General features: G+C 44.9%; 6 protein-coding genes and 1 pseudogene. All 7 read left to right on the top strand.

Going from position 1 to position 12,183, the window contains the following annotated elements; all coding sequences use genetic code 11:
• Positions 1–107: 107 nt before the first annotated feature.
• The 7 genes and pseudogenes from ygfM (at position 108) to ssnA (ending at position 12,142) form a co-directional block, all read left to right on the top strand.
• Positions 108–905 (top strand): molybdopterin-dependent oxidoreductase FAD-binding subunit, encoded by a 798-nt coding sequence (gene ygfM / locus JKJ11_RS18385; protein ID WP_252039718.1) that lies wholly within the window; start codon positions 108–110, stop codon positions 903–905.
• Entirely contained in the window at positions 905–3,775 is a 2,871-nt protein-coding gene (locus tag JKJ11_RS18390; protein WP_038226665.1) for a molybdopterin-dependent oxidoreductase Mo/Fe-S-binding subunit, read from the top strand. Before ygfM ends, JKJ11_RS18390 begins: the two co-directional genes overlap by 1 nt.
• A 118-nt stretch (positions 3,776–3,893) precedes the next feature.
• Complete coding sequence (gene guaD, locus JKJ11_RS18395) at positions 3,894–5,210, top strand: guanine deaminase (RefSeq protein ID WP_038223055.1); 1,317 nt, start codon at positions 3,894–3,896, stop codon at positions 5,208–5,210.
• A 116-nt stretch (positions 5,211–5,326) separates the two neighbouring features.
• Positions 5,327–6,685, top strand: coding sequence for an NCS2 family permease (locus JKJ11_RS18400; RefSeq protein ID WP_038223062.1), 1,359 nt, complete (start codon positions 5,327–5,329; stop codon positions 6,683–6,685).
• A gap of 105 nt (positions 6,686–6,790) precedes the next feature.
• A pseudogene (locus JKJ11_RS18405) lies at positions 6,791–7,270 on the top strand (MarR family winged helix-turn-helix transcriptional regulator); the annotation flags it as partial.
• Positions 7,271–7,681: 411 nt separating this feature from the next.
• Complete coding sequence (gene ygfK / locus JKJ11_RS18410) at positions 7,682–10,798, top strand: putative selenate reductase subunit YgfK (protein WP_006074760.1); 3,117 nt, start codon at positions 7,682–7,684, stop codon at positions 10,796–10,798.
• A 15-nt stretch (positions 10,799–10,813) separates the two neighbouring features.
• Entirely contained in the window at positions 10,814–12,142 is a 1,329-nt protein-coding gene (gene ssnA / locus JKJ11_RS18415) for a putative aminohydrolase SsnA (RefSeq protein ID WP_006074759.1), read from the top strand.
• Positions 12,143–12,183: the final 41 nt, after the last annotated feature.

A 12,183-nucleotide genomic window follows, 5' to 3' on the forward strand; every position in this document is an offset into this window, starting at 1 on the left:
AGCTCACGAATACTAAATAACAAAGTAAGCATTGGCTCAAATGTTGCCTTTTACCTAGTAACAGTTTTTCTGTAATTCAATCTAATCAATGCTAAAAGGCGAAGAATATGAATATTAAATACCTCACGCCGGACACAGTGAGTGCAGCGTTGGAGCTTAAAGCTAACCATGGAAGTCAAGCGGTGTGGTTTGCCGGAGGATCTAAGTTAAACGCAGCACCGACTCGCAGTGATGCAGGTGTTTTTGTCGCAATCGACAAACTTGGTTTGGACTATATCAAACTAGATGGCAACACCCTCACTTTGGGCGCTATGAGCCGAATTCAAGATCTTGTCGATAGTGAGTTAGTCCCAAACAACATTAAACAAGCTGCGGGCTTCATCTATTCAAGACATCTAAGAAATCAATCAACGATTGGTGGTGAAATAGCTGCGCATCAGTGTGAAGCTCCGCTAGTTCCTGTCCTGATGGCTCTCAATGCTTTAGTTCGCTTCGCGGATGATAAGCAGGTTGAATTGGAAGCTTACATCCAGCAACGAAGTGATGAGCTTATTAAAGAGATCGTTATTCCTGACATCACGCTTGCTGCACTAAGCAAACGAGTAGCAAGAAGCGCTGATGGCCTACGCGTTATTAATGCGTCGGTGTCTGTAGATAAGCAAGGCAAACAGATTGTTGCTATGGAAGGGGTCGCGACTCGTTTTGACGAAATCGCTAAGCCAGTAAGACTGCGCGATGTTGAAGGTCTGACATTTAGTGGTGATGAATTAGAGCAAGCCATTAAGAATTCAATTCACGCCGTGGAGGATATTTGTGGTAGCGCTGAGTACAAAACTTACCTAAGTGCCATCGTGATCTCTGACCTACTAATTGAATGCCGTGAAATGGCGAAGGGGGTAGCGTAATGTCTATTCAATTTAATCTTAATGGCCGACCTGAAACGGCTCATTGCGCACCAGAAACCAACGTTCAAACACTATTGCATTCTATGGGACTGCATTCGGTCCGAAATAGTGATGATGGTTGGGGTTTCGCGGGCTCAGATGTTGTGTTGTTCAACGGTAAACTTGTTAACGCATCACTGCTTATTGCAGCTCAATTGGAAGGTGGTGAAGTCAAAACGGCCGAAGCACTGTCTTCTTGGAATCAACTCAGTTTAGTTCAACAAGCGATGATTGATGTTGGTGTTGTTCAATCGGGATATAACGACCCTGCATTGGCATTGCTGTTGACTGATTTACTAGAGCGTATTCAACAACCTACACGCGAAGAAATAGACGATGCGCTATCTGGTTTGTTTAGCCGTGACGCTGGTTACCAACAATTCTATGAAGTTGTTGAATTGGCGGTGAAACGCCAAGCTGATCCTCAATACACCGAGATGTTTGCGCCAGAGTTTAGAGATGACTTGGATGTAGTTGGTAAGAACTGTCCAAAACTCGACTCTGCGAAAATGGTTCAGGCTAAGCCTTGTTATGTAGAAGATAGAATTCCTGCAAATGCTTGTGTCATCAAAATGCTGCGCAGCCCACATGCTCATGCTTGGATCACGCATCTAGATGTATCTAAAGCAGAAGCCTTACCAGGTGTAGTAAGTGTCATCACTCACCTTAACTGTCCTGATATTCCTTATACGCCGGGTGGTCAAAGTGCGCCAGAGCCTTCACCGCTTGATCGACGTATGTTCGGCCAAAAAATGCGTCACGTTGGTGACCGCGTTGCTGCTGTTGTTGCCGAGTCAGTAGACATTGCTAACGAAGCGCTGAAACTGATCGATGTTGAGTATGAAGTACTCAAGCCTGTCATGAGTATCGACGAAGCGCGCGCTCCAGATGCACCAATCGTCCATAATGAGCCTATTGAATATGGAGTAGGGGCACCAGACGATCTAGAGCAACAAAACGCCAACGCCGATCCTCGCGAAGGTAAGCTGATTGTGAATTTCCCAATTGGCTGTGAGCCAAGAAAGAACATCGCAGCAGGCGTTCGTGGACACATTGGTGATCTAGACAAAGGTTTTGCAGAAGCGGACGTTATTTTAGAGCGTACTTATGAGTCGAAGCAGGTACAGCAACTGCCAGTCGAAACCCATATCTGTTATAGCTACATGGATGGCGATCGCGTCATCATGCACGACTCTACGCAAGTGCCTTGGCACGTACGTCGCCAAGTCGCCAAGATCCTTAATGTGAAACAGAACAAAGTTCACATCGTCAAAGAGCGTGTTGGTGGTGGCTACGGCTCAAAACAAGACATCCTTCTTGAAGACGTTTGTGCTTGGGCAACCTATACCACGGGTCGTCCAGTATATTTCCACCATACTCGCGAAGAAGAGTTTATTTGTAACTCCACTCGTCACGTAGCGAAAGTGACCGTGAAACTTGGGGCGACCAAAGACGGTAAGCTTACCGCTATTGATATGGAATTCCTCGCGAATACTGGCCCTTATGGTAATCACGCATTGACGGTACCATCAAATGGTCCTGCCTTGTCACTGCCGCTTTACCCTTGTGACAACGTCGATTTCCGAGTTACTACGTACTATTCAAATATCTGTCCAACAGGTGCTTATCAAGGTTATGGTGCGCCGAAAGGTAACTACGCATTGACGATGGCGATGGCGGAACTTGCGGAAGAGCTAGGTATTGACCATCTCGATATGATTGAGAAAAACCGAGTCGTTGAAGGCCAAGAGCTTAAGATTCTTGGTGCTATCGGCGAAGGTAAAATGCCTACCACCACTCCTAAGGTACACAGTTGTGCGTTAGAAGCAATTCTTCGTGAAGGTCGTAAGCTCATCGAATGGGATTCACCAAAAGATCATCAAGGTGATTGGAAAGTGGGGCGAGGTGTAGCGATCATTCAACAGAAATCAGGAATTCCTGATATCGACCAAGCGAACTGCAGCATCAAGATGGCCTCCGATGGTACTTTCATCGTTCATTCAGGTGGCGCAGACATCGGTACAGGTCTTGATACAGTGATCGCCAAATTAACTGCTGAAGTTCTTAAGTGTCCACTGGAAGATATTACGATTCATTCTGGTGACACTGACCATGCACCTTTCGATAAAGGCGCGTACGCCTCTTCTGGCACTTGCTTCTCAGGTAATGCAGCAAAACGCGCTGCAGAAGCGATGCGTGAGAAAATCTTGAAGTACGGTGCGGAAATGCTTGAAGAGTCGGTTGAAAATGTACAAATCGTCGCACCTGGCTTGGTAAAAGGGCCTGCTGGTGAAGTAACTTTCTTCGACATCGCGCATAAAGCAGAAAGCGGAACGGGTTGGGGACAACTGTTGGCTTCAGGATGCTTCACTACTGCTGAGTTCGCTTTCCCTTACGGGGCAAACTTTGCAGAAGTTGCCGTCAATACTAGAACCGGTGAAATCCGACTTGATAAGTTCCATGCATTGCTCGATTGCGGTACTCCAGTGAACCCTGATTTGGCACTTGGTCAAATCTACGGTGCGAGTATGCGCGCTATCGGTCACAGCTTGTTTGAAGAGCTTATTTACGACGACAACGGTGTGCCAATCAACACCGATCTTAAGAGCTATGGTGCGCCGAAGATTGGTGACATTCCAAAAGATTTCAAAGCGGTGTTGGTGCCAAGTGATGATCCAGTTGGACCATACGGTGCGAAATCTATCTCTGAAATTGGTGTAAACGGTGCAGCGCCTGCCATTGCAACAGCAATTCATGATGCTTGTGGCGTATGGCTACGTGAGTGGCACTTTACTCCAGAGAAAATCCTTAAAGGTCTCAATAAATTATAACAAACAGTGCGGCAGCGGAGACCAAAAAACGCTGCCGCACATTTATTCCAAATAACGGGAAGCAATGCCTCTGTTAGTGAGCAAAGTAGTGAATAGGGGCGTTAAGGTCGAGGTAATTATGCAATATACCCAATCAATTAAGGCTATTAGGGCTTCAATACTTGATATCACAAAAGTAGTTGATAAGCCTGAAGATATCGAACAGCACGTACGTTTTATTGAAGATGGACTTCTTCTTGTTGACCAAGGTCGTATCGAGTGGGTCGGCGAGTGGGAAGAAGGCAAAGATAAAGTCCCAGACTCAGTACGTATTCGTTTTTATCCAGGCAAAATTGTCATGCCAGGATTTATTGATACCCATATTCATTACCCACAAGCAGAAATGGTTGGCGCGTATGGTGAACAGCTACTTGAATGGCTGAACAACTATACGTTCCCTACAGAAGCGCGCTATAAAGACAGAGACTACTCCAAGGAGATGTCTAAGTTCTTTATTAAGCAGCTGCTTCGAAATGGCACGACAACAGGCATGGTATTCGGAACGGTTCATCCAGAGTCCGTAGATGCATTGTTCTCTGAAGCAAACAAACTCAATATGAGAATCGTCGCGGGTAAGGTCATGATGGACCGCAACGCGCCAGATTACTTACTAGACACACCGGAGACAAGTTACAACCAAACAAAAACACTGATTGAGAAATGGCATAAAAAGGACCGTCTGCTTTACGCGATTACCCCAAGATTTGCACCCACTTCCACACCGGAACAATTGGAAATGGCGCATAAGTTAAGAGAGGAATACCCAGATACGTATATTCATACGCATTTGTCAGAAAACACGAACGAAATTGCTTGGGTTAAAGAACTTTTCCCTGAACAAGACGGTTATTTAGATGTTTATCACCATTATGGCCTGACTGGATCAAAGAGTGTATTCGCACATTGTGTTCATCTAGAGGATCAAGAGTGGGACTGCATACAAGAAACGGATTCAGCTATCGCGTTTTGTCCAACTTCCAACCTGTATTTAGGCAGCGGCCTGTTCAAAATGCAGGAGGCGTGGAAACGAAACGTGAAAGTAGGTATCGGGACGGATATCGGCGCAGGAACCACTTTTAATATGATGCAAACGTTAAATGAGGCATACAAAGTTGCTCAATTGCAGCAGCAGAAGCTCTCGGCGTTTGAGGCATTATATTTGGCGACACTAGGTGGAGCGAAAGCACTCTCTCTAGACCACCTATTGGGCAACTTTGAGGTTGGCAAAGAAGCTGACTTTGTTGTGATTGATCCTTGTGCGACACCGCTCCAGCAACTTCGATACGACAACTCTTCTGAACTTATTGAAAAACTGTTTGTGCTCATGACCCTCGGCGACGATAGAAGTATTTATCGTACCTACGTTGACGGGTGTTTGGTTTATGAGCGCAGCTGATTTTATGGCAAATATAGCAAATACAGCAGATGCATTGGTCTCAATACAAGGGATGACCAAGACTTAATGAAAAGGAATATAACATGTCCGAAAATATCTCAAATCAGCAAAGTACGATGGAGATTGCTGAAGATAAACCCACGTCAACCAACAATAGTTGGGTCGACAATTACTTCTTAATCTCACAACGTGGTAGTAATTTTAGGCAAGAGTTAATTGCCGGGCTTACTACCTTCTTAGCCATGGTTTACTCAGTGATCGTAGTACCAAGCATGCTTGGTGTTGCTGGGTTCGACCAAGGCTCCGTCTTTATCGCCACCTGTTTGGTTGCGGCATTTGGTTCACTGCTCATGGGCTTTTGGGCTAACTTGCCGATGGCTATTGGTTGTGCGATATCCCTAACCGCCTTTACCGCTTTCAGCTTGGTGCTCGGGCAAGGAATATCTATACCTGTTGCGCTGGGAGCGGTCTTTTTAATGGGTGTGGTCTTTACTGCGATTACCGTTACAGGGGTAAGGCAGTGGATCCTAACAAACCTACCTTTTGGTATTGCACACGGTACGGGGATTGGTATCGGTTTGTTCTTGCTACTTATCGCAGCGAATGGTGTTGGACTTGTGGTGAAAAACCCAGTGGAAGGTCTTCCTGTTAGCTTGGGTGAGTTTACGTCGTTCCCAGTAATCATGTCAGTACTTGGCTTAGCCGCGATTTTCGGCTTAGAGAAGCGTCGTGTTCCTGGCGGCATTTTACTGGTTATTGTTGCGATTTCTGTGTTAGGTCTGATGTTTGACCCAAGTGTTAAATTCCAAGGTGTATTCGCCATGCCATCGTTTGGTTCAGGTGAAAGCTCACTACTTGGTTCAATGGACATTATGGGTGCATTAAGTCCACTTGTTCTACCAAGTGTATTAGCCTTGGTTATGACAGCGATTTTTGATGCGACTGGTACGATTCGTGCGGTAGCGGGACAAGCTAACCTACTCGATAAAGATGGCAACATAATCAATGGTGGTAAAGCACTGACGTCTGACTCAGTCAGTAGTATTTTCTCTGGTTTTGTTGGTGGTGCGCCAGCTGCGGTTTATATCGAATCTGCAGCAGGTACTGCAGCGGGTGGTAAAACGGGTCTGACAGCCGTTGTGGTAGGTGGTTTGTTCCTATTGCTACTGTTCCTTGCTCCATTGAGTTACCTTGTTCCTTCTTACGCTACTGCACCTGCGCTGATGTATGTAGGTTTATTGATGATGAGTAACGTCAGCAAGCTTAATCTCGATGACTCTGTTGATGCGTTATCAGGTCTTGTTTGTGCGGTATTCATCGTACTAACTGGTAACATCGTGACAGGTATCATGCTTGGTTTCCTAACACTAGTATGTGGCCGTGTAGTATCAGGCGAATGGAAAAAACTTAACGTTGGTACTGTGTTGATTACTATCGTATTGGTGGTGTTCTACGCGGGCGGTTGGGCGATTTAAGACGCATGTCGATGAGCTCGATGAACGTGATTATTAGTATATAAAAGCAAGGGCACCTCGAATCACTTTCTTGGTGCCCTTATTGTTGGTTGGAAGGGGATTAATATGGACCTGATGGATTGTATTGCTGAACTGTGGAAACACGAGCGACCGGAGCTAGATACAGAGCCAATGGTTCTTATTGGGCGATTAATGCGAGTGAGTAAATGTGTGGAACAAGAACTCGCGAGTTTATGCCGTCAATACAGTTTAAAAACCGGAGAGTTTGATGTGCTAGCTTCACTACTGCGCTCTTCTGCACCTTATCGTTTAACTCCCAGTGAACTTACACAGTCTTTAATGCTGACATCAGGCGCAATGACCCATCGGCTGGATCGTTTAGAGAGTAAAAAACTGATTGCCCGATACCATTCGAACTGCGATAGACGTTGTGTTGTGGTTCAACTTACACAAACGGGATATGACATCGCTAACGCTCTGATTGATGCTCACGTTGATAAGCAAAAACAGTTGGTGTCCGGTCTTTCGTTGGAACAACGACAACAAACCACAGCGCATTTGAAAGTTTGGTTGGAGCATGTAGAGAAAGGTGGTTATGCGGAGCCGAAGCAGGACGAGAATGTACTCCAACGGCAGCGCAAAGCTAAAGCGATCGATATACCTAACCAGTCAGAAGTCGTATTAGAAAGCTAAACATTTAGCAGACAATTATTGTGAGAATAATAAGCTATCAATATGATAGCTTTTTTATTGTTATGATAGATGTAATTAACAAAACACTCGAGCTGACTATCATAAAAAACGGTATTAAATAAGATTACACTTTAATCAAATTAATAACTATTCTCAATAGCCTTTATTATCAGACCTCTGTCACGAAATAGCAGTTAAAATGTCTTCATGTTAAGTAATTAGACAACCTTGGCTTAGTGATTGCTCTTATCTCATTAATTCATTTACACAGAAGTACAAGCGAATTAATAAAGGAGTGTTACCATGGGAGATATCATGCGCCCAATTCCATTCACCGAGCTGCTTGAACGCATGTTTGGTGAGTATCATCAAAGCAAATCGATTTTCGGCATCCCAGAAAAGCAGTTCTATAAAAAACAGACAAACCAACACCTTGCGGTATGGGGTGAAAACTGCGAAACCCCTGTAGGACCTGCCGCCGGACCTCATACTCAATTAGCTCAGAATATAGTTACGTCTTGGCTTGCTGGTGGTCGCTTCATGGAGCTTAAGACTGTTCAGAAGTTAGATCGTCTTGAAATTGCTAAACCATGTATTGATGCAGAAGATGAGTGTTTCAATACGGAATGGTCAACCGAGTTTACGTTACACAAAGCGTATGACGAATATTTGAAAGCATGGTTTGCGCTGCATCTACTGGAATCAGTATTTGATAGTAAAGCGGCGAAGCAAGCGAAATCATTTATTTTTAACATGAGTGTTGGCTATGATTTAGATGGTATTTTGACCGAGCCAATGCAAGAGTATATTGATAATATGCTCGATTCTTCAAAGCATCCTAAATTTGCACAATATTCAACAGAATTAAAAGACTTTATTGCCAATAATAAACTGTTGAATAGCAAAACATCAGAAACTGAACTGCAACAATTATTCGAAATGGTAGATGATATCCCAGTTAGTTTGACTGAAGGGGTAACACTATCAACCATGCACGGTTGTCCACCAAACGAAATCGAAGCGATTTGTCGTTATATGTTGGAAGACAAGGGTATCAATACCTTCGTTAAATTAAACCCTACGCTGCTAGGTTATGACCGTGTTCGCAGCATTCTTGATCAAACGGGTTTTGACTATATCTCCCTTAGCAAAGAAGCGTTCTCTCACGACTTGCAACTGCAAGATGCCAAGGCCATGCTTCATCGTCTAGTTAAGCTTGGTAAAGACAAGAACATCGGCTTTGGTGTCAAACTGACCAACACTCTTGGTACATTGAACAATAAAGGCCGTCTTCCTGACAAAGAAATGTACATGTCTGGCCGCGCATTGTTCCCGCTATCTATCAATGTGGCGTTGGAACTGTCTCGCGAATTTAATGGCACGTTACCAATCTCTTATTCTGGTGGTGCAAGCAAGTTTAACATCAGAGAGATCTTTGAAACTGGTATTCGCCCAATCACTATGGCGACAGACCTGCTCAAACCAGGTGGCTACTTGCGCCTCGCTGACTGTGCCAAAGAGCTTGAAGTGAGCACTGATTGGGCAATGCGTGGTGTTAACCTAGAGCGTTTGGAAAAACTGGCCGAGAAGTCTTTGTGCGCTGAATACACGCAAAAAGAGTGGCGTGGTCCAGAAGAAATTACTGTCGAACAACCAGTGCCACTAACGGATTGTTATGTCGCACCTTGTGTAACAGCGTGTCCTATCAGCCAAGATATCCCTGAATACCTACGCCTAATGGGTCAGCACAAGTATACCGAAGCGTTGGAAGTCATTTACGCTCGAAACGCTCTGCCTTCCATCACAGGTCATATTTGTGATCACCAATGCCAATACAACTGTACTCGTCGCGATTACGAAGGTGCATTGAACATTCGTGAAATGAAGAAAATTGCGCTGGATAAAGGTTGGGATGGCTACCAATCTAAATGGCATCATCCAAATCTGGATACAACCAAACAGCCAGTCGCGGTTATTGGAGCAGGTCCTGCAGGTCTATCAGCGGCGTACTTCATTGCTCGAGCTGGTCACCCTGTGAAAATCTTCGAGAAAGAAGAGAGCGCAGGTGGTGTGGTGAAACACATTATTCCTCAATTTAGAATTCCTGAGAAAGCCATTAGACATGACATTGAGTTTGTTGAAGCTCATGGTGTGGAATTTGAGTATGGCGCGAATCCAGATATCACTATCGACCAACTGAAAGAGCAGGGCTATCAGTATATCTGTCTGGGTATCGGTGCAGATAAAGGTAACCCTATCAAGTTAGCGGGTGACAATAACAACATTTACAAGTCTCTAGACTTCTTACGTCGCTACAACGATGGCGAAGCGTTAGCGCTTGGTGACCATGTGGTAGTAGTTGGGGCAGGTAATACCGCGATGGATAGTGCGCGTGCCGCGCTTAAAGTCAAAGGTGTTGAGAAAGTAACGGTACTTTATCGCCGTACTGAAGCTGAAATGCCAGCATACAAAGAAGAGTATGACGAAGCGGTCGAAGATGGCGTGAACTTCAAGTTCTTAACCAATCCAGAAGAGTTCCATCAAGATGGCACTATTGTAGCGCGGGTCATGACATTGGGTGAGCCTGATGAGAAAGGCCGTAGACGTCCAGTAGCAACCGATGAAACCATTTCACTCAAAGCCAGCGCAGTCATTACAGCGGTAGGTGAACAAGCGAACCGTGATGTGTTAACGCGTATTGGTGTGCCAATGGGTGACGACGGTTGGCCAGCAGTCAACAATGACACTTGTGAGACTCAGGTCGAAAACGTGTTCTTGTTAGGTGATGCGCAAACCGGTCCATCATCGATTGTTTCGGCAATTTCTGGTGGTCGCAAAGCGGCGTCAGCAATTATCGAACGTGAACTTCAATCTGAAACGTTAGCTCAAGTTGAGTCTTCAGTAACGGCCGCAGAAGTTTATCGTAAGAAGGGCGAAATCAAAGTTGCACTGCTTGAAGCGAACAAGCTAGAAGAAAACGACCGCAATGAGTTTGTTAAGCAAGAAGCAGAGCGCTGCTTAGAGTGTTCTTATGTGTGCAGTAAGTGTGTAGATGTTTGTCCGAACCGTGCCAACATGTCACTGCCGATTCCGGGCTTTAAAGACCAGTATCAAACGCTCCACCTTGATGCTTACTGTAACGAGTGTGGCAACTGTGCTCAGTTCTGCCCTTGGGACAGCAAACCATACAAAGACAAATTTACGTTGTTCAGTCTGAAAGAAGACTTTGATTCAAGCACTAACCCAGGTTTCTTGGTTCAAGGCGATGAACTGTTGCTAAGAGCTAAAGGGGAAGTCGCAACGTATCCAATTAATCAAAATGGTCAAATCGAGTTGCCAGAAACGTTAGCTGATGAAGCCACTATTATTCAGTACGTTCTATCGAACCACAAATACTTGCTTGGCGCTGTAGAAGTGTAAAAGGAGAATAGAATTATGTTGATAATTAAGAACGCAACAGCAGTACAGATGGAACCTGCCTTTATTAAGGAAGGGATTGATATTGCGATTGAAAACGACCTTATCATAGAAGTCGGTGAGTCTCTTAGTGCCAAGTATCCAAACGCTGAAGTGAAGGACTTTACTGGTAAGTTAGTAATGCCGGGCATTGTCTGTTCTCACAACCACTTCTATTCTGGATTGGCTCGCGGCATCATGGCGGACATTAAACCAAGTCCAGATTTTATCTCCATCCTGAAGAACCTATGGTGGCGAATGGACCGTGCGTTGGATGAAGAAGCTTTGTACTACAGCGGTTTGATTTGTTCATTAGAAGCCATTCGTCATGGCTGTACATCGGTTATCGACCATCACGCCTCACCGAACTACATTGAAGGGTCTCTGGCGACACTTCGTAAAGGCTTCTTAAAAGCTGGCCTTCGCGGTATGACCTGTTTTGAGACGACTGACCGTAACGGCGGCGTTGAAGAAATGGCGGCAGGTGTAGAAGAGAATATTCGCTTCGCACAACTTGTGGATGCAGAAAAAGAGCGAGGTGTTGAGCCTTATCTGGTTGAAGCTCATATCGGCGCTCATGCTCCGTTTACCGTGTCGAATGAAGGTATGGCAATGCTGTCGGAAGCGGTGAAAGCGACTGGGCGTGGCTTACATATTCACGTTGCAGAAGACCGTTACGATGTGACTCATAGTCATCATCATTACGACCAAGATATTGTTGAGCGCCTCGATAGCTTTGGCTTAATCGATAGCAAAACACTGCTTGCTCATGGTTTATTCTTGTCCGAGAAGGACATTAATATCTTGAACAAACACGATGGTTTCTTGGTTCATAATGCACGTTCGAATATGAACAACAATGTAGGTTATAACCATCAGTTACGTCAGTTCAAAAATGTCGCGATTGGTACCGATGGCATTGGTGCTGATATGTTCGAAGAGCTTAAATTTGCGTTCTTCAAGCATCGTGATGCTGGTGGTCAAATGTGGCCTGATAGCTTTATGCGCCATCTATGGAACGGCAACGAGATTCTTGGTCGTAACTTTGGTGCTAAGTTTGGTCGTTTGGAAGCAGGATATAAAGCGGATCTAACGATTCTTGATTACACCTCACCAACACCTTTGGTTGCTGATAACTTGCCGGGTCACTTTGCATTCGCACTCAATGCGAGCAACGTAAACAGTGTGATGGTGGAAGGTAAGTTCTCTTATCTAAACCGTGAGTTCCCATTCGACGTTGAGCCTATCTATAAAGAGGCGAGGGAAGTCGCAGCTCGTTTATGGAAAGACATGGACAATCTTGATTAACCCTTTCGTTTGATTGACCAATAATAAAAAGACCAGCATAA

Source organism: Vibrio sp. SCSIO 43133 (genome assembly GCF_023716845.1).
GTDB classification, from domain to species: domain Bacteria; phylum Pseudomonadota; class Gammaproteobacteria; order Enterobacterales; family Vibrionaceae; genus Vibrio; species Vibrio mediterranei.

Coding starts and splice junctions, on each gene's coding strand:
- JKJ11_RS18400 (WP_038223062.1), top strand. CDS start 5,327: ATGGAGATTGCTGAAGATAAACCCACGTCAACCAACAATAGTTGGGTC.
- ygfM (WP_252039718.1), top strand. CDS start 108: ATGAATATTAAATACCTCACGCCGGACACAGTGAGTGCAGCGTTGGAG.
- ssnA (WP_006074759.1), top strand. CDS start 10,814: ATGTTGATAATTAAGAACGCAACAGCAGTACAGATGGAACCTGCCTTT.
- guaD (WP_038223055.1), top strand. CDS start 3,894: ATGCAATATACCCAATCAATTAAGGCTATTAGGGCTTCAATACTTGAT.
- ygfK (WP_006074760.1), top strand. CDS start 7,682: ATGGGAGATATCATGCGCCCAATTCCATTCACCGAGCTGCTTGAACGC.
- JKJ11_RS18390 (WP_038226665.1), top strand. CDS start 905: ATGTCTATTCAATTTAATCTTAATGGCCGACCTGAAACGGCTCATTGC.